The sequence below is a fragment of the Hymenobacter pini genome (genome assembly GCF_020421205.1).
Classification (GTDB): Bacteria; Bacteroidota; Bacteroidia; order Cytophagales; family Hymenobacteraceae; genus Hymenobacter; species Hymenobacter pini.
Genome location: NZ_JAIZZH010000003.1, coordinates 647,864 through 672,410, shown reverse-complemented (window position 1 = coordinate 672,410; position 24,547 = coordinate 647,864). Strand labels below are relative to the sequence as shown.

At 59.8% G+C, this 24,547-nt stretch carries 22 protein-coding genes, 1 tRNA gene and 1 pseudogene; 13 read left to right on the top strand and 11 right to left on the bottom strand.

The genetic code is table 11. The features are described 5' to 3' along the window. Window positions 1-327: 327 nt before the first annotated feature. Genes LF252_RS14280 through LF252_RS14270 form a run of 3 tightly spaced genes read left to right on the top strand, consistent with a single transcriptional unit; the run spans window position 328 to window position 3,016 of the window. Complete coding sequence (locus LF252_RS14280; protein WP_226270247.1) at window positions 328-1,017, top strand: RNA polymerase sigma factor; 690 nt, start codon at window positions 328-330, stop codon at window positions 1,015-1,017. Further along, window positions 998-2,632 (top strand): hypothetical protein, encoded by a 1,635-nt coding sequence (locus LF252_RS14275; protein ID WP_226270246.1) that lies wholly within the window; start codon window positions 998-1,000, stop codon window positions 2,630-2,632. The genes LF252_RS14280 and LF252_RS14275 overlap by 20 nt, the downstream gene beginning before the upstream one ends. A gap of 27 nt (window positions 2,633-2,659) precedes the next feature. After that, entirely contained in the window at window positions 2,660-3,016 is a 357-nt protein-coding gene (locus tag LF252_RS14270) for a DUF6970 domain-containing protein (protein WP_226270245.1), read from the top strand. Between the two features lie 96 nt (window positions 3,017-3,112). On the opposite strand, the gene LF252_RS14265 is transcribed toward LF252_RS14270, so the two are convergent. Next, window positions 3,113-6,580, bottom strand: coding sequence for an RCC1 domain-containing protein (locus LF252_RS14265; protein WP_226270244.1), 3,468 nt, complete (start codon window positions 6,578-6,580; stop codon window positions 3,113-3,115). Window positions 6,581-6,763: 183 nt separating this feature from the next. Here LF252_RS14265 and uvrB point away from each other — a divergent pair, with 183 nt between their 5' ends. From uvrB to LF252_RS14250, 3 genes are all read left to right on the top strand, one after another. Next, window positions 6,764-8,800 (top strand): excinuclease ABC subunit UvrB, encoded by a 2,037-nt coding sequence (gene uvrB, locus LF252_RS14260; RefSeq protein ID WP_226270243.1) that lies wholly within the window; start codon window positions 6,764-6,766, stop codon window positions 8,798-8,800. A gap of 87 nt (window positions 8,801-8,887) precedes the next feature. Continuing rightward, a complete protein-coding gene (locus LF252_RS14255) occupies window positions 8,888-9,235 on the top strand; it encodes a hypothetical protein (protein WP_226270242.1) in 348 nt (115 codons plus the stop codon). A gap of 120 nt (window positions 9,236-9,355) precedes the next feature. Further along, a complete protein-coding gene (locus tag LF252_RS14250; RefSeq protein ID WP_226270241.1) occupies window positions 9,356-9,886 on the top strand; it encodes a hypothetical protein in 531 nt (176 codons plus the stop codon). A gap of 7 nt (window positions 9,887-9,893) precedes the next feature. Here LF252_RS14250 and LF252_RS14245 read toward each other — a convergent pair whose 3' ends face one another. Beyond that, entirely contained in the window at window positions 9,894-10,598 is a 705-nt protein-coding gene (locus tag LF252_RS14245; RefSeq protein WP_226270240.1) for an HAD family hydrolase, read from the bottom strand. A gap of 46 nt (window positions 10,599-10,644) precedes the next feature. Here LF252_RS14245 and LF252_RS14240 point away from each other — a divergent pair, with 46 nt between their 5' ends. The 3 genes from LF252_RS14240 (at window position 10,645) to LF252_RS14230 (ending at window position 12,888) form a co-directional block, all read left to right on the top strand. Next, window positions 10,645-11,277: a chloramphenicol acetyltransferase gene (locus LF252_RS14240; RefSeq protein ID WP_226270239.1), complete on the top strand. Its 633-nt coding sequence runs from the start codon at window positions 10,645-10,647 to the stop codon at window positions 11,275-11,277. A 199-nt stretch (window positions 11,278-11,476) separates the two neighbouring features. Next, window positions 11,477-12,571, top strand: coding sequence for a glycosyltransferase (locus tag LF252_RS14235; protein WP_226270238.1), 1,095 nt, complete (start codon window positions 11,477-11,479; stop codon window positions 12,569-12,571). Between the two features lie 59 nt (window positions 12,572-12,630). Beyond that, window positions 12,631-12,888, top strand: a complete 258-nt coding sequence (locus LF252_RS14230) for a hypothetical protein (RefSeq protein ID WP_226270237.1) — start codon at window positions 12,631-12,633, stop codon at window positions 12,886-12,888. 18 nt (window positions 12,889-12,906) lie between these two features. Here LF252_RS14230 and LF252_RS14225 read toward each other — a convergent pair whose 3' ends face one another. Together LF252_RS14225 and LF252_RS14220 are read right to left on the bottom strand one after the other, a co-directional pair. Beyond that, on the bottom strand, window positions 12,907-13,197 hold the full coding sequence (locus LF252_RS14225; protein ID WP_226270236.1) for a trehalose-phosphatase: 291 nt from the start codon (window positions 13,195-13,197) through the stop codon (window positions 12,907-12,909). A 224-nt stretch (window positions 13,198-13,421) separates the two neighbouring features. Continuing rightward, window positions 13,422-13,841 carry a hypothetical protein gene (locus tag LF252_RS14220; protein WP_226270235.1) on the bottom strand — a complete coding sequence of 140 codons (420 nt, stop codon included), beginning with the start codon at window positions 13,839-13,841 and terminating at the stop codon, window positions 13,422-13,424. Between the two features lie 320 nt (window positions 13,842-14,161). Here LF252_RS14220 and LF252_RS14215 point away from each other — a divergent pair, with 320 nt between their 5' ends. After that, window positions 14,162-14,731, top strand: coding sequence for a DUF421 domain-containing protein (locus LF252_RS14215; RefSeq protein WP_226270234.1), 570 nt, complete (start codon window positions 14,162-14,164; stop codon window positions 14,729-14,731). A 281-nt stretch (window positions 14,732-15,012) separates the two neighbouring features. Here LF252_RS14215 and LF252_RS14210 read toward each other — a convergent pair whose 3' ends face one another. The 6 genes and pseudogenes from LF252_RS14210 to LF252_RS14185 form a co-directional block, all read right to left on the bottom strand. Continuing rightward, window positions 15,013-15,654, bottom strand: a complete 642-nt coding sequence (locus tag LF252_RS14210; protein ID WP_226270233.1) for a PA2169 family four-helix-bundle protein — start codon at window positions 15,652-15,654, stop codon at window positions 15,013-15,015. A gap of 174 nt (window positions 15,655-15,828) precedes the next feature. Beyond that, a complete protein-coding gene (locus tag LF252_RS14205) occupies window positions 15,829-16,686 on the bottom strand; it encodes an RES domain-containing protein (protein ID WP_226270232.1) in 858 nt (285 codons plus the stop codon). A 138-nt stretch (window positions 16,687-16,824) separates the two neighbouring features. Then, complete coding sequence (locus LF252_RS14200; protein WP_226270231.1) at window positions 16,825-17,727, bottom strand: SDR family oxidoreductase; 903 nt, start codon at window positions 17,725-17,727, stop codon at window positions 16,825-16,827. Between the two features lie 11 nt (window positions 17,728-17,738). Next, window positions 17,739-19,025, bottom strand: a complete 1,287-nt coding sequence (locus LF252_RS14195; protein WP_226270230.1) for a family 1 glycosylhydrolase — start codon at window positions 19,023-19,025, stop codon at window positions 17,739-17,741. A gap of 296 nt (window positions 19,026-19,321) precedes the next feature. Beyond that, window positions 19,322-19,528: pseudogene (locus LF252_RS23180) on the bottom strand (M48 metallopeptidase family protein); the annotation flags it as partial. Between the two features lie 238 nt (window positions 19,529-19,766). After that, window positions 19,767-19,839 (bottom strand) — tRNA-Gly (locus tag LF252_RS14185). A 150-nt stretch (window positions 19,840-19,989) separates the two neighbouring features. On the opposite strand from LF252_RS14185, the gene LF252_RS14180 reads away from it, so the two are divergent. The 3 genes from LF252_RS14180 (at window position 19,990) to LF252_RS14170 (ending at window position 21,953) form a co-directional block, all read left to right on the top strand. Continuing rightward, window positions 19,990-20,232, top strand: a complete 243-nt coding sequence (locus LF252_RS14180) for a hypothetical protein (RefSeq protein ID WP_226270229.1) — start codon at window positions 19,990-19,992, stop codon at window positions 20,230-20,232. Between the two features lie 47 nt (window positions 20,233-20,279). Continuing rightward, the gene (locus LF252_RS14175) at window positions 20,280-20,816 is read left to right on the top strand and encodes a GNAT family N-acetyltransferase (RefSeq protein WP_226270228.1); all 537 of its coding nucleotides are present in this window, start codon (window positions 20,280-20,282) and stop codon (window positions 20,814-20,816) included. 207 nt (window positions 20,817-21,023) lie between these two features. Then, the gene (locus LF252_RS14170; RefSeq protein WP_226270227.1) at window positions 21,024-21,953 is read left to right on the top strand and encodes a hypothetical protein; all 930 of its coding nucleotides are present in this window, start codon (window positions 21,024-21,026) and stop codon (window positions 21,951-21,953) included. A gap of 119 nt (window positions 21,954-22,072) precedes the next feature. On the opposite strand, the gene LF252_RS14165 is transcribed toward LF252_RS14170, so the two are convergent. Continuing rightward, entirely contained in the window at window positions 22,073-24,337 is a 2,265-nt protein-coding gene (locus LF252_RS14165; protein ID WP_226270226.1) for a B12-binding domain-containing radical SAM protein, read from the bottom strand. Between the last annotated feature and the right edge of the window lie 210 nt (window positions 24,338-24,547).

The window sequence follows — 24,547 nt, the reverse complement described above, 5'->3', positions numbered from 1 at the left end:
CCCAGGCGCTGACCAGGGCAACCGGTGTAACTACACGGTAAAAAGGGGCAGGGGTTACGAATGCCGAAATTGTGTAAGGCTAAAAATCTGCCGTTGAAATACTTACCTTGTAGCTGGTGAAAAACGATATATCCGATGCAACCTTCGGTGGCGGTGCTGTCCTCTTGTGGCTGTATGGCTGGTAGCAGGCACGCCCGCACCACCGAATTAGTTTATCCGAGCTTTGCAGCGTATGCAGCATTCGTACTTAAGCGGTAGTAGCCTTCTAAAAGAAGTAGCCGCAGGTGAGCCCCTAAATGCCGACCCCCGCCCGGGCCGGAACCGTCAATGAGCGCCCTGTCGGCTTCGTTGGCCGGCGGCGGGCTGCGCAGCCTGCTCCCCGGTACGGCCGCGCGTCCGCAGGAGTCCTTATCGTCGTCCGTATCCGCTCCCGTGCGCACCCTTACCCCGCCTTCCCAGCTCTCCGACAATGAGCTGCTTGATGGTTGCCTGGCCGGCAGCCGCCTGATGCAGAAATACCTGTACGAACGGTTTGCTGGCCGCATGATGGCCGTGTGCCTGCGGTATGCCCAAACCACCTTTGAAGCCGAAGACGTGCTGCAGGAAGGGTTTCTGACGGTGTTCAAAAACCTGGGCAGCTTCCGCCGGGAGTGCCCGCTGGAGTTCTGGATTCGCCGTATCATGGTAAACGCCGCCCTCCGCCAGCACCGCCGCAATGCCCCGCTGGTAGCCGTGAGCGACGGCGGAGAGTATCCCGAAGACCTGGCCGGGGAGGAGTTCACCCTCTCCAACTACAACTTCGAGGAGCTGCTGAACCTGATTCAGGAACTGGCCCCCCGCTACCGCATGGTGTTCAACCTGTTTGCCATCGAAGGCTACGGGCACAAGGAAATCGGCGACATGCTGGGCATTTCCGAAGGCACCAGCAAATCACAATACTCCCGGGCTCGGGCAATTTTGAAAAGTAAAGTCGAGCGTCTCGACGCTCACCGCTCCCATGGCAGCTTCCGCTCCTAACGATACCACTCCCCACCAGCCGGACCCCCGCCCCACCGGCGACCTGGAATACCTGTTTCAGCAAAAGTTTGCTGAGGCGGAGGTAACCCCGCGCGCCAGTTTCTGGGATCAGCTCGACCATGAGCTGGTGGTGCAGCAGCACGAGCAGATAGTGCAGGAAAATACCGCCTACCGCCGCCGGCTGGTGCTGCACCGCTGGGTAGCGGCCGCTTGCCTGTTGCTGGCTTTGGGCTTTGGCAGCTGGGCCTACCTGGGCTCCGGCAGCCTGCCTGCCTCCGATGAATTGGCTGTTAATACGGGCTTTGGATCCGCCGCTGGCCAGCAAGCCACGGCCGGCTCGGTCGGCACCCTCGACGGTAACGAAACGTTATCAGCCGCCGGGGCAGAGTCTTCCTCCCAATCGTCGAACTCCCAGGCTGCCGCAGGGCTACTGGCGGCCATCAACAGCAACGCTGATGAGCAAGCCGTACTTGGCATGGACCGCACGTACGCGTCTGCGGCCGGCACCTACCATAGTGCAAATACGTACGGGCTTCCTGCCGGGCAAGAGGCTGGTGTAGAGTACGGCTTGGCTGGCGCGCACTATGCCAGTGAGCGTTACGCTCCGGGCGCAGCCGGTATCTTGCAAACAAATGCCTCGACCAGCGCAACAGGTACGGATACATACTCCTTTGCGGGCTCCGGCCTGCTAACGCCGCGGGCAGCATATTTGCGCAACTTGCTGGGCCTGGGCCGCCCCGATACGCTGAAGCCGGCGCTACTGGCCGTACCACAGCCGGCCATTACGGAAGGCGTGGCTGCTACCACGCCTGAGGAAGAGCAGAAGGAAACGCCGAAGCTGTGGAAGCGGCTGCGCCTGGGTGGCGGCTACGCTGTGGGTACCTTCAACCCCAACATTAACTTCTCTCGTACCGATGGCCGGGTGAAAGCCGACCCGGTATCCAATGCCCTGCGCTCTTACTATCAGGAGGAAGCCGAGGACGAATACCGTCGCAACCTGCGCAGTGGTTTGTCGCAGCGGGTGGCTCTCACGGCCTCCTTCGCCCTCAACAAGCACTGGACGCTGACGGCCGCCGCCGAAGCTGCCGAGCTGCGCGCTACCTCGGCCACTACCTACGGGTTCATTGATGGCAAGCAGGTGGGCCCCCAGGCCGCTGATATTTTCAGCCGCCCGGCCGCCTACAACTCGGCTTTGCCGCAGCCTCGTACCACCTCGTACCGGTACCGCACGGCTACCGTGCCGGTGGGGGTGCGGTACGGCTCCAGCAAGGCCGGCCTGTCGTTGTACACTAAAGTGGGGGCCGCCGTGAGCGTGTTGCTGAGCAGCCGTTCCGAGTTGGAAGGCTCCCCCGCAGCTACCCGCAGCTACACCTACAAATCCACCGATTCGCCGTACCGGCAGGTGCTGGTATCGGGGCGGGGTGGTGCCGGAGTGCGGTATCAGCCGGCTTCGGCAAGCTGGAACCTGAACGTGGGCCCCACCGCCGAAACCTACTTCACTACGCTTAATGCCAACCCCAGCCAGCGCGCCATCAACCAAAGCCGGCCTTATAGCTTGGGCCTGGAAGCCAGCGTAGAGTTTGGTGCTCCTAAGCCCATGCCCGGCGTCCAATAACAGTAGCGGCTCTTTGCCGCCCACATCATGAACCGCGTACTTTTTCTCTGCGCGTTGTGGCTCCTCCTGCTGGGGGGAGCTACTGCGTGTTCCTCTACCAACGATGCCGCCGAGCCTATTTGTGCCGGCGACTTCTCGGCCACGCTCATTGAGCAGCTCAAGCAAAAGCCCAAGCAAACCCCCGCTGCCGAAGTAACGCAGTATACCTATCAAAACCGCACGGTGTACCTCGTGACGGGTGGCAACACCAGTTACGTATTCGACGGCTGCGGGCGGGTAATCTGCTCGGCCGCCGTGGGGCCAAACAGCACGGGCGACGGCCGTTGCCCCGATTTTGCAACGGCGGCTACCAACCCCCAACTGCTTTGGCACGACCCGCGGTAAAGCAGAGCAAACCACACGCAGAACCGCCCGCCTTTCTCTGGTAAAGGCGGGCGGTTCTGCGTGTGGTGACGAATGCCAGTGAGTGCGCAGGCTGATTTACTCCCGCACTAAGCGGAGGACAGTCTGCTTATTCCCCTGCTGTAGCCGCACAAGATAGAGGCCCGCGGATAAGGAGCCGGCCCCAGGCACATGCAGGACAGTGGACGTAGTAAGCGTAATTGTCTGCTGCCAGAGCACCCGGCCTGAAGCGCTAAGCAGGCTGATAATGGCTGGGCCAAGCTGCGCGGGACAGACCCGCACCTGCACACCGGCGCTACCGAATGGTATTGGCCAGGCAGTGAGCAACGTGGGCTGAGGAGCAGTTGGTGGTGCGGAGGCCGTAACCAGCTGATTGCCGAGCGTAAGCAGCAACGGTACCGTACTGAGCGTGTTTTGCCCAAGCTGACCGGCTGAATTAGTACCCCAGGTCCAGAGGGTACCATCGGCCCGGACAACGAGGGCGTGGCTACCGCCGGCGGCGTAGCTGGTCCAGCCGGTCTGGCCGGATAGCAGCACCGGAGCTTCACGGTCGGTAGCACTTCCGTCACCCAGCTGGTTGACGCTGTTAGTGCCCCAGGCCCAGCTGGTGCCATCCTGGCGCACGGCCAGCGTGTAGAACCGGCCTGCCACCACACTTTGCCAGGTTGTGCCAGGGGCAATCTGCACGGGCACAATGGAGTATTTGCGGGTGCCGGTACCCAGCAAATCGAAGTAGATACTGCCCCAGGCCCATAAGGTGCCATCCTCCCGGATAGCCATAGTATGCAAGGTGCCGACACTGACGCTTTTCCACTTGGTGCCCGGTGCCACTTGTAACGGGCCGTTCTGGTATAAATCCTGCACACCATTGCCCAATACGCCATGTTGGTTGTCGCCCCATGCCCAGAGGGTGCCATCTGCCCGAATGGCGGCCGTGTGGTTGTGACCCGCACTGACGCTTTTCCATTTGCTGCCGGGCAGCACGGGTACCGGAGCAAACAAGTTCCCATCGGCTCCCGGTAGAACCCGGCCGAAGAAATTGTAGCCCCAGCCCCACAGAGAGCCGTCGCGCCGGATGGCCATTGTGTACCGATAGCCAGTACTTACGCTTTGCCAGGTGGTGTCGGCATTGGCGAGAGTGGGAGCCGCGTGAGGCTGCTGATTGGTGCTAATGTAATCCAGCCCCCAACTCCACAGGGTGCCATCCTGGCGAATGGCGGCTACGTGGTCCCAGCCGCAGGCCATGGTTTTCCATTTGCTGCCCGGCGCTACCTGAGTAGGCGAAGACTGGCCAACGAGGGTGCTGTTGCCGAGTTGTCCGTTGTCGTTGCTGCCCCACGTCCAGAGGCTGCCATCCTGCTGCAGGCCGGCTGAGAAGGAGTAACCAGCACTAACCCGTAGCCAGGTAGGCTGGGCAATGATGCCGGGAGTAAGCTGGCTGCCTGTGCTGCCGTTGCCCAACTGCCCCTGCGTATTGCTGCCCCAGGTCCAGAGGCTGCCGTTCTGCTGGATACCGGCCATGGAGGCATTAGTCGATATAGCTTGCCAGCGGCTGGTGCCGGGTACTAGCGTGGGCTGCAACTGCGGGGTGGTGCTGCCCATACCCAACTGCCCGCTGGTATTGTCGCCCCAGGTCCAGAGGCTGCCATCTTGCTGTAACGCTGCCGAGTGGGTGGGGCCGGCCGCCAGGGTTTGCCAGGTAGTAGCCGTACCAATCCGAACAGGAATAAGCGAGTTAGCGGTGCTGCCCGTACCCAACTGGCCGCTGGTGTTGTCGCCCCAGGCCCAGAGGCTACCATCCTTGCTGATGCCAACGGTGTGCTGGTAGCCGGCTTTTACTTCCTTCCACACACCTGGGGTGCCTTGCGGAAAGTAAAGCCGGCTGAATGTAAGCCGGGGGACAGTGGAATTATTGCCGAGCTGCCCGGAGGAGTTCAGGCCACACCCGAACAAGGTTCCGTCTTGCGCCAGTGCCACCGTGTAGCCTTGTCCGGGAGAAGCCTGCAGAATGCCATTGCCCAGATAAACAGGCGTTAGCCGCCGAATTTTGTCACCGGTACCCAGCTGGCTCTGGTCGTTATTTCCCCAGGCCCACAGTGCGCCACCTTCTTCAATAGCTACTACGTGGCTGGGGCCCGCGCTTGCGCTCCACCACCGGCGCCATTGGGTCAACGAATCAACTTGGCGGGGCCGGTAGTGGTCTACGGTAGTACCATCCCCAAGCTGCCCGAACTCATTGCCACCCCAACTCCACAACGTACCATCCTGGCGAATGGCTACCGTGTAGCCAGGACCCGCGCTGGCGCTGAGCCAGGATGTAAGCGTGCCGAGCTGGGCGGGCACGTTGCGGGCAGTGGTAGTGCCATTCCCGAGCTGGCCGCGCTGGTTGTTACCCCAGGTCCACAGCGTGCCATCCTGCCGCACGGCTACGGTGTGGGTGCCGCTGGTACTGATGGTGCGCCAGATAGGGTTGAGCACTTGTCCGGGAAGGCTGACGGCCGTGGGAAAAAGGGCCATATTACCCACTTGGCCGGCATCATTGATGCCCCAGCTCCAGAGTGAGCCATCCTGGCGCACGGCCAGCGTGTGGCGCCCGATGGCTACTGCGTACTGCCAGCTGGAGCCCGGGTGCACCTGGTAGCTGTTTTCCCAAATGTAGCTGGTATAGTAGCTAAGCATGAAGGTAGTGCCATTGCCCAACTGCCCGGCTGCATTGTTACCCCAGGTCCACAAGGCCCCGTTTTCCTGCACGGCCGCTACGTGGAACTCGCCCGCACTGGCCTGCAGCCATTTGGTGTTGGGTTGTATTTCGTAGGGGTTGGGGTTGCCATTGTAGCCCCCCGGCGCGAAGCTGCCCCAATGCCACAAGCTCCCGTTCTGCTGAATGCCGATGGATTGGTTGCCTCCGGCATCAATGCTTTTCCAGATGGTGCCGGGCTTTACCTGCACGGGTTCCGCCGAGTTGAGCATCATGTCGTTACCAAGTTGGCGGTAGGCGTTGCTGCCCCAGGCCCAGAGCGTGCCGTTCTGTTGCAGCGCCAGGTAGTGCTGGTACCCGGCGCTTACCGTTTGCCAGGTATTCAGGGTGCCAAACCGCTGAGGAATAAGCTGGTTGTTGCCCCATACCCATAGGGTGCCATCCTGGCGCACGGCCACGGTAGCAGTGGTAGAGGTAGCCACGCTCAGCCATTTTGTGCCCGGTGCTACCTCCACGGGCACCGCTTTGTCTGTTTTAGTGCCCGTGCCCAGCTGCCCGGCGGCATTACTGCCCCAGGTCCAGAGGGTGCCATCCTGCCGAATGCCAGCGGAGTGTCTGTCTCCTATGCTCACCGTTTTCCACTGGGTGCCCGAAAGAATTGGAACGGGCGCGGACCGGTTGCTGGTGGTACCGTCGCCGAGCTGCCCGTACTGGTTTTCACCCCAGGCCCACAAACTGCCATTGGGTTGCAGGTAAAGAGTATGTGACTGCGCAAAGCCGGGCGTGCTCCAAACGCAGCCCAGCCACACCAGCATACCTACACAACAAATGAGTAAACGTCGAATCATTAGCGCTGAGTAATTGGATAAAATCAGGACAAGATACTGAGCAGTTGGGCACCGGCTCGTATCGGCGGAAAAATACCGGCCGCTGGGTTGCCCCAGAGTGTAGGGATAAATCTTCTGCTCCGAACCATCCGGCCCGAAATGCAGTTATGATAGGCTACCGTTTCGGCCCTATCTTTCCCCTGCATGAAGTATCAACTGACCTCGGAATTTACCCCCACCGGCGACCAGCCCCAGGCTATCAGGCAACTGGTGGAAGGCGTGAACAATGGCGAGCCGGCTCAAGTGCTGCTGGGGGCCACGGGCACGGGTAAAACCTTCACCATGGCCAACGTAATTGCCGAAACCGGTAAGCCGGCCCTGGTGCTCTGCCACAATAAAACCCTGGCCGCCCAGCTCTACGGCGAGTTCAAGCAGTTCTTCCCCAACAACGCCGTCGAGTACTACATCAGCTACTACGACTACTACCAGCCCGAGGCATACATTGCCTCTACTGATGTGTTCATTGAAAAAGACCTGGCTATCAACCAGGAAATTGAGAAGCTGCGGCTGCATACCACGTCCACGCTGCTCTCGGGCCGGCGCGACGTGATTGTGGTGGCTTCAGTATCGTGCATTTACGGTATCGGCAACCCCGAGGAGTTCGGCAAAAACGTGATTTACCTGGCCCCCGGTCTGCGGTACTCGCGCAATAACCTGCTCTACCAGTTTGTGCAGATTTTGTACTCGCGCACCGAAATGGAGTTTACCCGCGGCACCTTCCGGGTGAAGGGTGATACGGTGGACGTATTCCCGGCCTACGCCGACTACGCCTACCGCATCTTCTTCTTCGGCGACGAGATTGAGGCCATTCAGAAGATTGACCCCCAGAGCGGCAAGAAGCTGGCCGATGAGAAATCCATTACCCTGTACCCGGCCCAGCTGTTTGTGACGGGCAAGGATACGCTCAACCAAGCTATCCGGGAAATTCAGTTTGATATGGTGCAGCAGCACGCCTACTTTGAGAAGGAGGGGCGTGACCAGGAGGCCAAGCGCATCATGGAGCGCACCGAATTCGACCTGGAAATGATTCGGGAGCTGGGCTACTGCTCCGGCATTGAGAACTACTCGCGCTACTTCGATGGCCGCCAGCCCGGCAGCCGCCCCTTCTGCCTGCTCGATTACTTCCCCGACGATTACCTGCTAGTAGTGGACGAAAGCCACGCCACCATGCCCCAGATTCGGGCCATGTGGGGTGGTGACCGGAGCCGCAAAACGGCCCTGGTGGAATACGGCTTCCGCCTGCCCTCGGCCATGGACAACCGCCCGCTCACCTTCAACGAGTTTGAGGGCATGGTGCGTCAGGCCGTGTACGTATCGGCCACACCCGCCGATTATGAGCTGACCCAGGCCAACGGCGTGGTGGTGGAGCAGATTATCCGCCCAACTGGCTTGCTTGACCCCGAAATCGACCTGCGCCCCAGCGGCAACCAGATTGACGACCTGCTGGACGAGGTGGACAACCGCGTGAAAATGGGCGACCGGGTGCTGGTAACCACCCTCACCAAGCGCATGGCCGAGGAACTACAGAAATACATGGAGCGCTTGGGTATTAAGTCGCAGTACGTGCACTCCGACGTGAAAACCCTGGACCGGGTGGAGATTCTGCGGCAGCTGCGCCTGGGCGAAATTGACGTGCTCATCGGCGTAAACCTGCTGCGCGAAGGACTTGACCTGCCCGAGGTTTCATTGGTAGCCATTCTGGACGCCGACAAGGAAGGCTTCCTGCGTGACCAGCGCAGCCTCATCCAGACGATGGGCCGTGCCGCCCGTAACGACCGGGGCAAGGTGATTATGTACGCCGACCGCATCACCGGCTCCATGCAGCGGGCCATGGACGAAACCAACCGCCGCCGCGCCGTGCAGATGGAGTACAACGAGGCCCACGGCATCACGCCCCGCACGGTGCGCAAGAGCCGCGAGGCCATCATGGAGCAAACTTCGCTGTCGGATTACCGCATCCAGGAAGGCACAGCCTACGCTGGTCCCGATGCCGACGTGACGCTGGCCATTGCGGCCGAGCCGGTGGTGTCCGTCATGGCCCGGCCGGAACTGGAGAAGCTCATCAAGCAAACCGAGAAGCAGATGGAAGCCGCCGCCAAGGACCTCGACTTCCTCACCGCCGCCAAGCTCCGCGACGAGCTGGCGGCCCTGAAGCAGGTGCTCAAAACCAAGCGGGAATAGCTATACCCCGAGTACACATGGCGCAGTTGTTGCGCGGAGATACGCTACCGGCTGCTATTAGCCGGTAGCGTATTTTTTGTTTGTGCTATGCGCCTACCTATTACAGTATTGCTTTTGTGGATTGGCAGCTTCGTTGGTGCAGCTCACGCCCAACAGCCCGCCGGTAAGTACCAATTCATGCACGTGAGCCTCATGTACAGCCGCCTATATTTCTCTCCGGCGTATCAGAATAGGGAAATGGTGCGAGTTGACGAGTATTTGGGCGAGTCGTACAGGCTGTTTGATGGCCGGAAATTGGGGTGGGAAGCCATGAGTCGCCTGCTTAACGAGCTATCAGCCGACAACTGGGAGCTGGTCAGTATGGTTTCGGATAATGACAAGGACGGAAGCCGGGGCGCGGTGTACCTGCTGCGCCGGCCGGTGGTGGCTAAGTAGGCCACTAGCTTGCCTGGTGAGGTGTAGCAAATGGATAGCTCAGCTAGCACCAGAGGCTGGCATAATATTAGGAGAGGCAGGACCCACCGTCAACTCAGGCGGTGCCCTGTCTTGTGTAATATGAAATATCCACTACTGTTATCTGTACTGGCTCTGCTGAATACGGCCGCTCATGCCCAAACCACCGGTTCGGTAAAACCGGTGCGCCCTGTGCCCGCGTTTCCGGCCCTGCCCGAAACAGCTATGCAACCCACGGCTACTATCACGCGGGCATCCAGTACGACGGCTGGCAGCCGCTTTCAGTATCAGCTGCTGAAAATTCAGGATGGACAGATGGCTATTTTGGCTCCGGCGTGGCGGGGCATTACCAAGCTGGAGCCGGAGCGCATTCAGAAAAGCTTGTGGAGCGAGATAGTGCCGGGCTCGTTGGATAATAAGGTGATGGGGGTACTCAATGAGCTAGCTGTAGAAGGCTGGGAGCTGCTGGAAGTGTATAATTTATCGCAGCCGATAAGTGCCAAACAAAGCATCGAAACCAGCCTAACCTTCAATGATCCAAACCGGCCCACGTATTCCGGCACCACTTCCATAACCACCTACACTGAAACCCGCTATCTGCTACGGCGGCCGTTGCCTACGCTTGACAAGTAACCAAGCGCTACCCCAACTGCGCCAGCCACGCTGGTACCTCCGCCATCGAAGCCACCTCCTGGAACGCCGCGCCGGCCCGCTCTTCCTCCGAAACCCGCTCCATCACCCAGGTAGTGTGGTAGGGCACGTACACGGCCCGGCCACCCAGGCGTGCCACCGGCAGCACGTCGGATTTCAGGGAGTTGCCTACCATGACGAATTCCTCCGGCCGCAGGCCGTGGCGGCTCAGGATGCGCTGGTAGGTGGCGTCGTTCTTCTCGCTCACAATTTCCACGTGGTCAAACAGGTCACCTAGGCCGGAGCGGGCCAGCTTACTTTCTTGGTCGAACAGGTCGCCTTTGGTGAGCAGCATCAGCGGAATGCCCTGGGCCTGTACGGCCGCCAGCACTTCTGGCACGTGGGGCAGCAGCTCAATAGGGTAATCGAGCAGGCGCTTGCCGTGGTCGAGGATGTGCTGGATTTCCTGGCCGCTGACCTGCCCATCCGTTAATCGGATAACAGTCTCAATCATTGACAGCATAAACGATTTGGCCCCGTAGCCGAATAAGGGCATGTTTTCGCGCTGCACCTCGAAAAACCGGGCGCTGAGTTCTTCTGGCGCGGCGTAATGGCCCAGCAGTTCGTAGAGGCGCGCCTCAGCCAGGTCAAAATAGGGTTGATTAGGCCACAGGGTGTCGTCGGCGTCGAAGGCAATCAGGCGGGGTGCAGGCATGGTGGCAAGGCAAAGGGGTAGCGCAAAGTTACCGAACTTGCCGCCCATGAAGCAGCTGATTGACCTGAGTACCTGGAACCGCCGTGAGCATTTTACCTTTTTTTCGGGCTTCGAAGAGCCTTTTTGGGGCGCCGTAACGGAGGTAGATGCTACCCTCGCGTTGCAGCGGGCGAAGCAACTGGGCTGCTCATTTTTTCAAGTGTACCTGCACTGCACCCTGCAGGCCGTGAACCAGGTGGAGAACCTGCGCTACCGCATTGAGGATGGTCAGGTAGTGTGCTACGACCAGGTGCACGTGTCGCCCACCCTGGGCCGGCCCGATCACACCTTTGGGTTTGGCTTCGTGCCGTACCACCCGGAGCTGGCTACGTTTGGCGAAGGGCTGCAGGCGGAAATTGCGGCGGTGCAGGCCGATACGGGCCTCCGCTTGGGGTTGGAAACGGGACGCTTGGATGTGATTCACTTTTCGGCCATGCCCTGGTTTTCCTTTACCGGCCTCACTCACGCCCGCTCGTTTTCGCACCCGGATAGCATTCCGAAGATTTCGGTGGGCCGCCTACGCCCCGAAGCCGACCGGAAGCTGCTGCCCGTGGCCATCAATGTGCACCACGGCCTGGCTGATGGGTACCATGTGGGACTGTTTGTAGAGGCGTTGCAACGGGCGCTCAACGAGCAGTAGCCAGCCCAAGAAGTAATCGTTGAGGTGTTGTAACAGCGGCTGCGTAGCGGAAAATACGTAGCCTAAAATCCAGCTTTGTTCGCCGCAGAATACGTGTTTCTCCGATGATAACTGCCCAGGAAGGGGGCGTATAGCAGAAACCAGCGAACTGACCCACTATGTCGGCTCGCCGGTTTCTTCTCCGCTCTGGCAGTTGCGTATGACGTTTCCCGTCTTGTTTTTCAGTGTGTTCTTCGGTGTGTATGGGCTGATGCTCCTGCTGGTGCTACGCCGGCGCGCCCTCCACCTGCGGTTAGAGTGCGCACGAGTGAGCATTCTGGTAGCGGCTCGTAACGAGGCCCATACCATTGAGCGGTGCCTGCAGGCGCTGGCTACTCTGAATTACCCACCGGAGCAGCTCGAAATTCTCATTGGCGACGATGACTCCACGGATGATACCCGCGCCGTAGTACGGCGCTTCATTGCCAATAAGCCGCAGTTTCAACTATTGTCTGTGCGGCGGCAGCTGGGTACGGCTCGGGGCAAAAGTAACGTGCTGGCCCACCTCTGCCGGGCCGCTACCTCCGAGTATTTCCTGTTTACCGACGCTGATATGGCCCTTTCATCGGAATGGGTGCGCACCATGCTGGCAGCGGCCACTCCGCAGGTAGGCATTGTGACGGGCATTACCACGGCCACGGGCTCCTTGTTTGGGCGGCTGCAGGGACTCGATTGGCTGTTTGGCCTCAATCTGATTCGTATGCTAACGGACCTGGGCGTGCCCGTAGCGGCCGTGGGTAACAACATGCTGGTGCGCCGGGCTGCCTACGAGTCTATTGGTGGGTACGAGGCCCTGGCGTTTAGCATCAGTGAGGATGTACAGCTGTTTGAGCAGGTGGTGGCGCAAGGTTGGGAGTTCCGTAACCTCATCGTACCGGAAGCGCTAGGCGTTTCGGTGGCGCAGCCCACGGTGCGCCACCTGCTGCGCCAGCGCAAACGCTGGATGAAAGGCGCCGCGCACTTGCCCTGGCAGCTTGGGGCCTTGTTTAGCACCTACGCGTTGTTTTACACCGTACTCGGCTGGCCCGGTCTGCTGCCACTGGGCACCATTGGCCTGCTTTGGGCAGCCAAACTAGGGTGTCAGACGCTGTTTCTGCTAATTACTCTGCGCCAAGCCGGGCACCGGGAGCGGCTGCCAGTGCTTGTGCTTTACGAGTTTTACCTGCTGGCTATGTCCCTGGTCGTATTGGTGTATACGGTATGGCCCCGACCTATTGTGTGGAAGGAGCGCCGCTACACCTGGGCTGAGGCTTAACCGGCTAGTTGCCTTAGGCTGGTTAATCTCGTTGCTGGATTATTTCAACCCCCTTGCGTATGCCTTTGCACCACGAGTTAGAAAAAAAGCTGAGCAAAACGTTTGAGCCCTCCAGCCGCATTGATGATGTGTTTAAGGGCTACGACATCACCTTCCTGACCAACGAACACGGGGAGCCCATGATGTTGTTTTTTGGTAAGCGCCGCCCCGATGGCCTCATTGCCGGTGAACGATTCACGCGCACCATCAAGCGCCAACCCAATAGCTTGGAGGTAAAGTCCAGTCACTGGGATAATCGGGGCAAGATTATGCGCTGAACCCATGCATAGCGGGCCTTAAGTGCTACTAGCCAGCTCCCTTTGCACATGGGCGAGGCTGCCTAGCAGCTGACGCACATCGGCCACGTTGGCCGCTGAGTACCGGGCCAGGGAGCGAGGTATGGGGCCTACCTTGAGGCTGTAGGCCGTGGCCGGCAGTGCGGCAAACGTATCCTCATCGGTTCGGTCGTCGCCAATGGCCAGGATGAAGTCGGGTTGCTCCGGACCCAGCCACTGGACGGCAGCAGAAGCGGCGGCTTCGGCATACCGCTTATAGTCACTGCCCACCGAAAACGCATCGACCAGCACCGTGCGGATGAGCGTTTCTATCTGGCCGATGTGGGTAGGTAGCTCCAGTGCCTGGTCGTGGTAGCGCAGCGTTAGCTCATTTGGTTGAAGCCCGGCAGGATGTACCGCTCCCCTTTAGATAGGAGGTGCACATTCAAGTCACGGATGGAAAACACCTCCCCGGGCTGAATCTGGTAAATGGTATTGCCGGTACAGGCGTGCCCATCTACCAGCCCAAGGCTCGGTCAAGATTGGCTAATGGGGCTGAGCTGCCACAGTTGCCCGCAGCCTGTGGGTAGGCACTGCAGGCGGTAGTAGCCACGGAGGCGCTGCCCGTTGAAGGTGAGCCGCAACCTGCCCTGAGTAAGGCCAGCACGCAAATCGGAATCTGCCCCATGCTGGGTTGCTACCGACTGCACCGTGCCAGCTTCCAAGCATTCCAGCGGGAAATTGTACGGTGGGGCCGACATCAGCCACAGCAGCACGGGGCGCTTAGCTAGCTGCTCTAGAGGCTGAGAAATAACCCAGTGGGCTGAATTGCCAACGGCATCTTCCAAGATCAGCTCTTGGTAGGCTGGGACTACTGGGGAGCAACGCACCGTGAAAGTCAGCGCCGAACGGGTTGGTACAACCACTACATCGGCGAAGCTAAGTTTGGGGTTCATAGCGAAGGTAGGCAAGGACAACATTATGCCAGGTATAACGGGGCACGGCCTAGGTGCGGTGACGCAGAGAATACGGATTTTTCTAATATGTACTAGAAGGTTCTATCCGTTATTGTACGTATAAGTTCAATCTTAATAAATAATTATATAATTGATATTCAGGTTCTTGAAAATGATTATGAGTTAGCTGAAGTTACTGGCAAAATTAAGCTACTCTATAACTATTGCCGGTTCTATCTGGTGCAGACATAAGGGTAAAAGCGACGGACGTTGTCAGGTAGCCGAAGCATAAGTACGGCTCATTCGCAGCCACGGAGTGCATGGAAAAGGAAGAAATACATCTGGATGATTGGCAGCGCACACTGCTGGGGCAGGCTCCGCTGGAGATTCTGCTGGAAGTAGCCCTGCGTACCCTCATTATATACGTGGTGCTGCTGGTTGCGCTGCGCATGTTGGGCAAGCGCATGAATGCTCAGTTGATGGTGGCCGAATTATCGGTGATGCTGATGCTTGGGGCCATTGTAGCAGTGCCCATGCAGATACCGGACCGAGGCATTTTGCAGGGCGTGCTGGTACTAACCTGCCTGGTGGGCTTGTATCGGGGTATCAACTGGCGGGCCTTTCGCAGCGAGAAGTTTGAGGGTGCCGTGCTGGATGACGTGTGGATTTTGGTGCAGGATGGCCAGATGGAGCTATCTGCATTGGAAGCCAGCGTGTTGTCGCGGGAGCAGTTGCTGGCGCGTCTGCGGCAGGAAGGTATTCGCAATCTGAGGACGGTGCAATGGGCCTGGCAGGAGGCCAACGGCGACTTTTCGGTGCTGAAATTTCCGGAGCCGAAACCCGGTTTGTCCATTTTACCCGCCGTGGATACGGCTTTCCGGCAAGAGTAGCAAGTTGCAGCCGGGCAGTTTGCCTGCGGAAGCTGCGCCCATTTGCTAGCTGCTACGCACCTGCCAAACAGCAAATGCCCGAGTTGCCAGGAGCAGGAGTGGCAGCCCGCCGTGCTGGAATAGGATATATATCGAAGACAGTGAAGCCTACTGCTTCGCTCACGTTGGCGAGTAGCCCAGAGTCCCAGCCCTGATTGTTTGCCCTTTGCAGCACGCAAAAGCCCCGCCAGATGCGCTTCACGTTGGAAACGCATCTGGCGGGGCTTTTCGCAGCACTGAGTTTACTGATTGGTGGCTAGGTTTCGGAGGCGCTGGTAGGTGTTTTGGGAGAGGCGGTACTGGCGCTCAATCGTTTGGCGGATGGAACCGCGCAGCTCCGGGTTGCTGAGGGCTTCCCGGTAGGCTTTCAGGGCCCACTCTTCGCCATAGATATTGGCCCCCAGAATGGATTTTTCGTCGCTGCCGGTTATGGCTGCCTGCGCATCCATCCAGGCCCGGTACAGCTTGCCTTTTAGCGTAGTGCCGGTTTGCCGGTCGTTGCCTTGGCGGATCAGGTGGTTGTTGAGGTCGTTGGAAAACTGCTGGCTTTGGCTAACCAGCTGCTTGTAGTAGCCTCGCAGCTCCGGGTCCTGACTTTCAGCCACGGTCCGCTCGTAGCCCGCAATCCGGTCGTTCACGAAGTATAGTAGCTCGTTGAGCGCATCGGTAGAAGAAGTAGCGGCTGCCGCGGTGGCGCGGTTGCTGGTCTTGTTGCGGGCCAGGTACCCCACGCCCAGGGCTAAGAGCGCACCGCCCAACACTTTCTGGGTAGTACTGAGTTTGCCGAAGCTTTCGGTGGCCTTACTACCTGCATTCTTCAGCGAGGCCAGCATAGGGCTCGGAGGGGAAGCAGGTTGCGGAGTGGTGGCGGATGTTTGGTTCATAGCGCAGAAAGAAGGTTGGGTGAAACAGGAACGTAGGGTAATACCGTCATTTGCCGTAGCGGAAGATATGCCGCTGCAAGCAAACGATTTAGTTATACGGGCAACAGGCCTGCGTTACTTACGGATTTCTACGTGGTAAACACTGAAAAACAGCTAACTAGCTAGACGATTAAGCTACTCCGGGCACCACTTTCCCCCAGAAAGCCAGCAGTCCGTAGCGGAGGCATTTTCGCGTAATACCCAATTGCCGGGCTGCTCCCGCCAGCGTAGCAAACCGTCGGCATCGGCTCCGTGGGCAATGTTTAAGGAGCGCACGTCCAGCGTATCAGTATTGGAAGAGACGCGGTGCACGCGCAAGTGCTCCACGTAGTGCAGCGCCAGTTTGCCCGCATCCAGGCAACTGGGGTGCAGCGCCAAATTGTGGGCTGGGGACGTCATGGCTGCCGAGGGATACAGCAACCCATCAAAAGCATCCCCAAGCTGACAGGCTTCGGCAATGGCAATGGATAAGCGGTAGTGGTGGCTGTTGTCGTCGGTTACGGTGCGGGTAAAAGCCCGGGTGAGAAAGGCGGCTACCTCCCGGACCGGATCAGCTAAATCACGCAGGGCTTTTTCCAGCGCGTGGTCCCGGTTCGTGTGCGGGTCGTCGGGGCACGTATCGGCGTAGCCAAAGCTGAGGATGCGTAACGGCTGCTGGGTTTGCCACCTGGTAATTACGATATGGTCACCGGGCTGCACGTGGGCCTCGAAAAAAGGCGGATGCCAGGTAGCACTGCAGTAAAACATGGGTACCCCGGCTCGGTTGGCCCGCTGGTTGTGGTGCACGTGCTCCGCCGGCGGGTATGATACATCGGCCAACTGGTGGGGAAGCTCCGTGCACGGCAGGCCCCGGTACAGCAGCAGCCCCGGCTCAAACGTAAGGCAGCGCAGTGGCTGGCCTTCCAGTAACTCACGCACCCGCGCGGCCAAATCGTCAATGGAGTGCTGGCGCAGGTCCAGGTGCCGCAACGAGTTCAGGCGCCGTAGGACCACACTAAGGCCTGAAGTGGAAGCATGCGCTTTCATCAGCAAAAGTGAACAACAACGGTGGGATTGATAACAGGGCAAGTAGTCCTGCGCAGGCAATTACCCGGTGGGTACGGTTATACCAGTGCTTACTGAGGAGGGAGGTTAATCCAGCAAATAGACAGGTGGATTGGCAGCTTGCCGCAGCTCCACATCGGCCAAGTAGCGGTGCAGGCCGCTTTCCACGCTGGGCAGCAGCACTCCCTGCTGGCTGCCCAATGCGCTGAATCCTGGCCGCGGAGCCGCCCAGCCGAAAGAGGACACTGGTTGCGCCACCACGCAGGCTGTATCCAGACCGGCCGTTCGCACTGCCAGGCGGGCAAGCTCGGCCCAGGTGTAGGTGCCCTCGTTGGTCAAGTGCCAGATGCCGCGTTCCGCGTCCAGTAATAAGTCTAGAGAGGTATTCACCAAATCAGGAACGTAGGTTGGGGAGATAACCACGTTATCGGCGGCGGCAAACGCACGGTTGAGGCGGGCGGCAGCCAGGGCATGATGCACGAAGTTGTGCTCGTCCCAGGCGCCAAAAAACGCGCTGGTGCGCACTACCAGCGCGCCGGGATGCCGGGCCAGCACGGCCTGCTCGGCCAGGAGCTTGCTGTGGCCATACACGTTGAGGGGGCGGGCCGGGTCATTTTCAAGATAGGCCCGGCGCTGCTGGCCGTCAAAAACCAAATCGGAGGAAAACGTGAGCAGCGGAATGTGCCGCGCCGCGCAGGCCTGGGCCAGCAGCGCCGGGCCGATGGTATTCTGCTGGTAGCACTGGCCGGCTTCGGCTTCGGCGGCATCTACCCGCACATAGCCGGCGGCATTCACCACGGCCCAGGGTTGGTGTATGTCCAGGGCTTTGTTGATGGCCTGGGTGTTGGTGATATCCAGCGCTGAGTGGTTCAGGCAAACGGCTTCCAGCCCGCGGATTCGGCAGATAATTCGGAAAGCCCGCCCTAGCGTGCCGTTACTGCCCGTAATCAGCAGAGGTGGCTGCGGCGTGGTTGATGAAGTTGGTTGCATAGCTGGCAGAATTAAGGAACGGGGTAAAAGCGAGTGGGGCGCTGCCACCAGCCGGTGCCTTGCAGCACAGGGTGCTCATAGTGACCGTGCCGGGTAAGCTGCTGCACCATGTGGAAGAGGGCCGTGGGCCGGGGCTGGCCGCTGCGCATATCAAATACCCCGCTCTCGTAGGCGGCCCCATCCTGGGTAAGCAGGTTGCTCCAGTCGTACGCCCCCAGCAATGACCACACCGTGAGGCCGCGCACGTCAACGCCGTCCTGGCGGAGGCGGTTGGTAGCATGCCAGGCTTGGTGGAGCCAGCGCATCTGTTCCTCTCGGGTGCAGCCCAAGTGGGATTCGGTTATGGCCAGCGAAAGCCCGTAGCGCCTCCAGGCTTGGCGCAGCAGGGCCTCCAGGCCCTCCACTTGTGCCTCGTACACTCGAAGCGCCTCCACATCCACGTAAGCTGGGGTACGCTTGCTGGCCGGCGCTATAATTCGTCCTGGGTAGCGCTCCACCCGCTCATCCAAAAAACGCTCACTGGTGGCGTAATAGTTAAGGCCCAGAATATCGGGCGGGAGGGGGGAGTCCAAGAAAACCTGCAGTTCGACAGCACTCAATCCGTGTCGGCGCAAATAGACCCATAAGGGGTGGTTGGGCGTAACGGCGCCACACAACATATCGAAGCTCAGCCAGCGGCGGTGGTTCTGAAATTCTGCTACCTGCGCCAAGGCTGGGGTGCTGTGCGCTTGGCCCAGGTCTTCGGTTTGCACTAACTGCGCCGCCGGGTTTACCTCCCGAATGGCCTGCATGGCCAACTTGGTTGCCAGCAGCTGGTTGTAGAGCAGGCGCACAAAAACGGCATCAGAAGTGCCGTGCGGATACCACAGCCCATATAACCCACTGAAACGGGCGGTGGTGAGGGGCTCATTCACGGGGGTATAGTAGCGCACCCATGGGTAGCGCCGGGCCACCAGCCCCGCATAGCGGGCCAAACCCGTTGCAAAGTTTTCCCGGTGAAGAGCCGTATAGCGCGGCCCGCTGCCATGGTGGACCAAGCCCGCAATGGGCTCAATGCGCAGTTCCTGCAGCCGGGCCAGCCGCTTATCAGTCCAGCACCAGTCAGGTTGGTCAAGGCTGTCCGGCGCCACGTGTTCCCACAGCACTGGGTAGCGCAACGTGCGCAAGCCCAATTCCGCGAATCGGTCAAGGTCCGAAATCCGGGTGCGGTGGCCGCTGTGAGTCAGCTGATCTGAGTAGGAGTCGCCTATCCGCCGGCAGGTGCATTCTACCCCTCCCCAGATTTCTACGTTCTTCATCCTCGTGCATGTCGTTACCAGATAGCCGGTCTGGCTCACCAGAAGCAGCTGGCTGCACCAGTTGCCTACGAGAGTATCCCTGGCAACCAATACACACATATCTAATACCCTTTGCCAAGGGGAGAGGATGCCGTATTTACCACCAAAATCAATAGGGGTTTATACCTAAATGTTCGGAGGCCGTCAGTACTTCGTTTTTGCGAATCTGCTGGCGGGCACACCGGCCGCATATACAAGGTGGCGTTGCCTTGGTTCAGACCATCGCCCCAACGGATAATTGAGATGCAGTTTCCCTGTCAGAAATTAACCGCTAACAAATCTCCATGCATCTTCAACCAATCTTTCGCCTTCTGATAGTTTGGAATTTGTACGGGAAGGATGTTCCAGAAATGAGGCGTGTGGTTGCCCTCCATCAGGTGTACCAGTTCGTGCGCCACCAAGTAACCTACCACGTACAACGGAGCTTTGACAATGTGCCAGTTGAAGGTAATGTTGTTGCTGGGCGTGCAGAAGCCCTAACGGTACTTCATCTCGCACGTTTTGCATTCGGTGTATTATACGCCGGTGGTGGTCTAAAGCGAGGTGATGCCCCGTCTTACAGTCGCGCTTAGAATCTCTTCATAGAAATGCGGCAAGCAGGTTTTACTGTATGTAAGCAAGCCACTCATCACCTCGCTTTATATCAACGCCCAAAAGCGAATCAGCCACCCAGAGCTATGTCTAAGTGGCTGATTTATAGTGAGCGGGAAACGAGGCTCGAACTCGCGACCCTCAGCTTGGGAAGCTGATGCTCTACCAACTGAGCTACTCCCGCTTCTGAAGTGAGGCAAAAATACGGGCTCAAAATCAAAATCCAACTGCTTGCGTATCGAAAGGTGTCACTTGATGCTTGTGGTGGTAACCATTGAGCAGAGGCATATCTTGCCGGGCAAATAAATTCCTGTTGCTTTACCCACTACGCTATATGGCTTGGCCACTTCCACCCCGCACCCGTCGTTTTGTAGGCCTATTGTTTCTGATTGCCGGATTTCTGCTGCTGCTGGGGGTAGCCCTGCAGTTGTATGTGGTGTACGATGCCTTCCAACGGATGGGTAATGAGGCTGTTTCCTCCACCCGATTGATTCTGTTACTGATGATGGTGGTAGGCGGTGTGATGATGCTGCGCTACGGCTGGCGGGAGCGGCGGGGCAACGATACGGTAGACTAAACCCACGTACCTTTGCCGGCCCGCCGTAAAAACGGGCGTCCCGCACTATGTCATCTCCACTCCGCATTCTGGTGGCTAAGCGTACGCCGGCCATGGCTGCTCAGCTGGCCGAGTTAGGCCAGCGCCTGTTCCACGCCACTTATGCCACGCAGAACAGCCCTGAGGATATGGCTGCCTACGAGGCAGCCACGTTTGGGCCAGCCCAACAACTCGCCGAGCTAGAAAACCCCGCCACCATATTTCTGTTGGCGCAGATGATGCAGGAAGTAGTGGGCTATGCGAAGCTAACAGTTGACTCTCAGCTAGGCCTCGATCCGACCAAAATACCTGAGAAGCGCCTAGAAGTTGAGCGGCTGTACGTGGCTGAGGACTGGCAGGGCACGGGCCTGGGCGCCGCACTGATGCGCCGGGCCATAGAAGAAGCCCGGGAGCAAGGGTGCCGGGCCGTGGTGCTGGGTGTGTGGGAGAGGAACGAGCAAGCCCGGCAGTTTTATCAGCGGTTCGGGTTCAAGCCGATTGGCGAACATACCTTCACCATCGGCACCGATGCCCAACGCGACCTTATCCTTCGCAAGGGACTTTAAGCCAGCTGGCTATATTCGTCGGTGAAACTGTTGCCTGTTGCTTTGAGCTATACCTGTTTGCTGCGGCTGTGTTGGATGTGGATGGTGCGTAGTACCGCGTGCTGGGTACTGGCCAGTGCAGGGTTGGTAGCCTGTTCCAGCAACCCGGATTCCGCTACTAATACTAGCGCAGTACCACCGCCCACCGGTCATTACGAAGGGCCGATTGTGTACCAGGGAAGTGAGCTGCGAGCTACCATGGAGCTGCGTGAAACCAGCCCCGGTAAGGTAGAGGCCGAGCTTAACTTCCCACAGCTGCCCGGATTAGGATTTGAAGCTGCTCAAACCACCTACAACGCCCCGCAGCTACGCGTTGAGCAACAGCCCGGCCTGCCCGGCGGCATTGCGGTGCAGGCAATACGCGAAGGTGACTTTTTGCGCGGGGTAGTAAGCTGGGATAGTATTCAGGCTGATTTTGTGTGGGCACGCCGGGGCGAAGCGGCCCCTCGCGGTGTGCGGGAACAAGCGCTGCCCGGCCCACAAAAGCTGCATCTGCTTCTCCCCGACGATACCCTGGCCCAGCATCCGGCGGTAATATTGCTGGCTAACCCAGCCGTTCAGGCTGCGGCGGCCCAACGAGCCACCTACCTGGCCCGACACAGCATAGCTGCGGTGGTGCTGCCACTACCAGCGCAAACCCCCGACTCAGTAGCGGGGCGTACTGCTGCTACGGTGTTGGTCAGCCTGCGCCGCCAACCGGGCATCGATTCGCTGAAAACCGGCTACTGGGGGCGGGGGGGGAGTGCACTGGCTGTAGCCGCTGCTACTGGCCAGCAACCTGTGCCGGCATTTGCGGTGCTGGAAGGGACGCCGGCCGCCACCCGTGAGGCAGCTCAGCCATACCTGGTATTCGGGCAGCGCCGGGTACCAGTGCTGGCCCTGTATGCCGGTTTGGATACCGCAGCACAAGTGCCCGCCAGCTCCCGGCGGCTCCGAACAGCGCTGGGCTACCGGCGCGGTACGCAGGTGCGCGTATTCCCACAAGCCACGCCCAATTTCATTCGGCCCGGTCGCATTGGCTCAGATGGGCAATGGCAGTGGCCACAACCAGCACCCGGTTACTGGGATGGTCTGCTGGAATGGCTACGGCAGCGGTAAGCAAACAACCTCTGGCTAAACTCAAGAGGCTGTTGTGGCCCGCGCGCTTGTGTATGCAGGTGCAGTGCATCAGGCGCGCGTAAACTGTGACGCTGAATCCAACGCTGGAACGTTGAATCTTACAGCACCAACAGGCCTTTTTCGCGCAGCAGCTGCCAGGCGGGGCTGAGTAGGAACTGCTCCCAGGGCTGGCCGCCGGCGGGGTAGCTGGCGGCGGCTTCCTTCAGCAGCAGCTTGGCGTCGTAGTCGGTGGCGAGGCAGGTGAGCAGGCTGTGCAGCCAGGGGCCCAGGGCGGCGGGTACGTTCACCTCGAAGTCCTCGGCCTGCTCGTAGAAGGTGAGCACGGCGCGCTGACCTTTGCGGCCGGGCTCCAGGCGCAGCTCGGGGGCATTGCCCAGCCAGAACAGGCGGTTGTTAGGCCGGGCCGCATCGGGCTTGCCGGGCTCCTGCAGGGCCTGGCTGATGAGGTGGCGCGGCACGGTGGTTTTGGGCACCCGGAAATCAAACCAGAAGCTGAGCGGCTCCTGCAGGGCCACGCCGTGCAGGTAGTTGTACAGGGCCTTGGCCAGCCCTGGCCCGAAGGCTTCGTGGTCGGTGCCGGTGGGGTCGTCGTGCCACAGGTCGTTCCAGGCAAAGGGGCCGGGCTCGGGGCCAACGGGCACTACCTGGTACTTCGCGGGGTTCTTGCCCACCGGCGAGTGGGCCGTCATAGAGAACCGGTGCCAGTAGCCGCTCTGCACGATGCCGGCCTGAAACAGCTGCCGCACCACTTCCAGCGAATCCAAGGTTTCCTGGGCGGTTTCGGTGGGGAAGCCGTACATCAGGTAGGCGTGCACCATGATGCCGGCCTGGGTGAAGCCATCCGTCACGCGGGCCACCTGGGCAATGGTCACGCCTTTTTCCATGAGCGCCAGCAGGCGGTCGGAGGCTACTTCCAAGCCCCCGCTCACGGCAATGCAGCCCGAGGCCGCCAGCAGGCGGCACAAATCGGGCGTGAAGGTTTTCTCGAAGCGAATATTACCCCACCACGTAATGCTCACGCGACGCTTAAGCAGCTCCACGGCTAGGTCGCGCAGGGCAAGGGGCGGGGCAGCTTCGTCCACGAAATGAAACCCGGTCTGGCCGGTTTGGGCAATGATTTGCTCGATGCGGTCAACCAGCAAAGTGGCCGGGGCGGTTTCGTAGCGCGCGATGTAGTCGAGCGTGACGTCACAGAAGGAGCAGCGCTTCCAGTAGCAGCCGTGGGCCACGGTGAGCTTGTTCCAGCGCCCGTCGCTCCAGAGTCGGTGCATGGGATTCAGCACCTCAATCACCGACAAATACTCCGTCAGCGGCAAATCAGAATAGTCGGGCGTGCCCACCTCGGGGTGCGGAATATCGGTCGTAGTAGCGTCGTTGCAGTATTCCACCTCGCCCGCCGCGTTGCGCAGAAAGGTGCGTTGCAGTTGAGTTTCTGGTTTCTGGTTTCTGGTTACTAGTTTCCGGTCTTCGGGAAAAATTCCATCAGAACCAGAAACTAGCAACGAGCAACTAGAAACATATTCCAGCAGCCGCAGCCAGGGGCCTTCACCGTCGTCGAGGGTCAGGAAGTCGATGTAATCGAAGAAGCGGGGCTCCCGGATGGTGCGCAGCTCGGTGTTGGGGTAGCCGCCGCCCATGCTGGTGTAGGTGCCGGGGCGGGTATACTTGATGTGCCGGGCCAGCCGCAGCGCGCCGTACAGGTTGCCGGGGAAAGGTACCGTGAAGCCCACAATGTCGGGCTGGGTGCGCTCCAGCAGCTTATCCAGCAGCTCCAGCAGCATCCGGTCGAGGAGGTTGGGAGCAGCTTGCAGGGCCTCGTGCAGGGCATCGAAGGTAGTGGCCGACATGCCCAGCTTCTCGGCGTAGCGTGAAAAGCCGAACTGCGGCCCCACGGTTTCCTTAATCAGGTCGCCGAGGTCTTCGAGGTAGAGCGTAGCCAGGTGGCGGGCCTGGTCGGTGAGACCCATGGTGCCAAAAGCCGTTTCCAGGTCGGCCACGTTATCGAAGCGGCTGGCCTCGGGCAAAAACCGGCTGTGGCAGATGCGCGGGGCCAGGGTGTTGTCCTTGTTCTGCAGAAACCGGATAACCGGCTCCACCGTGCTCAGGTAGCTGTTTTTGAGCCGCAGCATGCGCCGGGCATTGTCGCTCAGCTCAAAACCGCCGGCCTCGATTTCGGCAAACACCCGCGTCAGCCCCGCCCGGGAAAACAGCTGCAGCACCAGCTCCAGCCCCAGATCGGCCTGGGCCACGGTGTAGCCCCGCCCGCCCAGAAACCCTTTCAGGTAGGCCGTGGCCGGGTAAGGAGTGTTGAGCTGCGTGAGCGGCGGCGTAATGAGCAGAATGCGGGGCGAAGACGTAGGCACGGGAACAACAACCGCCAACCGGCGGCAAAGGTGCCCGCAAAGGTACGGCGTTCAGGGGGGACCTCACCCCCCGCCCCCTCTCCTTAGGAAGAGGGGGAGCCGGACGTCAGCTGGCGGAACCTCACCCCCCGGCCCCCTCTCCTTGGGGAGAGGGGGAGCCGGACGTCAGCTTACAGCTTGTGGCTTGTAGCTGAAAGGCTGAACGCCAGA

Bases quoted from the DNA above. Each gene is read 5' to 3' on its own strand.
- LF252_RS14280 (WP_226270247.1), top strand. From the start codon at position 328: ATGAGCGCCCTGTCGGCTTCGTTGGCCGGCGGCGGGCTGCGCAGCCTG.
- LF252_RS14275 (WP_226270246.1), top strand. From the start codon at position 998: ATGGCAGCTTCCGCTCCTAACGATACCACTCCCCACCAGCCGGACCCC.
- LF252_RS14270 (WP_226270245.1), top strand. From the start codon at position 2,660: ATGAACCGCGTACTTTTTCTCTGCGCGTTGTGGCTCCTCCTGCTGGGG.
- LF252_RS14265 (WP_226270244.1), bottom strand. From the start codon at position 6,580: ATGATTCGACGTTTACTCATTTGTTGTGTAGGTATGCTGGTGTGGCTG.
- uvrB (WP_226270243.1), top strand. From the start codon at position 6,764: ATGAAGTATCAACTGACCTCGGAATTTACCCCCACCGGCGACCAGCCC.
- LF252_RS14255 (WP_226270242.1), top strand. From the start codon at position 8,888: ATGCGCCTACCTATTACAGTATTGCTTTTGTGGATTGGCAGCTTCGTT.
- LF252_RS14250 (WP_226270241.1), top strand. From the start codon at position 9,356: ATGAAATATCCACTACTGTTATCTGTACTGGCTCTGCTGAATACGGCC.
- LF252_RS14245 (WP_226270240.1), bottom strand. From the start codon at position 10,598: ATGCCTGCACCCCGCCTGATTGCCTTCGACGCCGACGACACCCTGTGG.
- LF252_RS14240 (WP_226270239.1), top strand. From the start codon at position 10,645: ATGAAGCAGCTGATTGACCTGAGTACCTGGAACCGCCGTGAGCATTTT.
- LF252_RS14235 (WP_226270238.1), top strand. From the start codon at position 11,477: ATGACGTTTCCCGTCTTGTTTTTCAGTGTGTTCTTCGGTGTGTATGGG.
- LF252_RS14230 (WP_226270237.1), top strand. From the start codon at position 12,631: ATGCCTTTGCACCACGAGTTAGAAAAAAAGCTGAGCAAAACGTTTGAG.
- LF252_RS14220 (WP_226270235.1), bottom strand. From the start codon at position 13,841: ATGAACCCCAAACTTAGCTTCGCCGATGTAGTGGTTGTACCAACCCGT.
- LF252_RS14215 (WP_226270234.1), top strand. From the start codon at position 14,162: ATGGAAAAGGAAGAAATACATCTGGATGATTGGCAGCGCACACTGCTG.
- LF252_RS14210 (WP_226270233.1), bottom strand. From the start codon at position 15,654: ATGAACCAAACATCCGCCACCACTCCGCAACCTGCTTCCCCTCCGAGC.
- LF252_RS14200 (WP_226270231.1), bottom strand. From the start codon at position 17,727: ATGCAACCAACTTCATCAACCACGCCGCAGCCACCTCTGCTGATTACG.
- LF252_RS14195 (WP_226270230.1), bottom strand. From the start codon at position 19,025: ATGAAGAACGTAGAAATCTGGGGAGGGGTAGAATGCACCTGCCGGCGG.
- LF252_RS14180 (WP_226270229.1), top strand. From the start codon at position 19,990: ATGGCTTGGCCACTTCCACCCCGCACCCGTCGTTTTGTAGGCCTATTG.
- LF252_RS14175 (WP_226270228.1), top strand. From the start codon at position 20,280: ATGTCATCTCCACTCCGCATTCTGGTGGCTAAGCGTACGCCGGCCATG.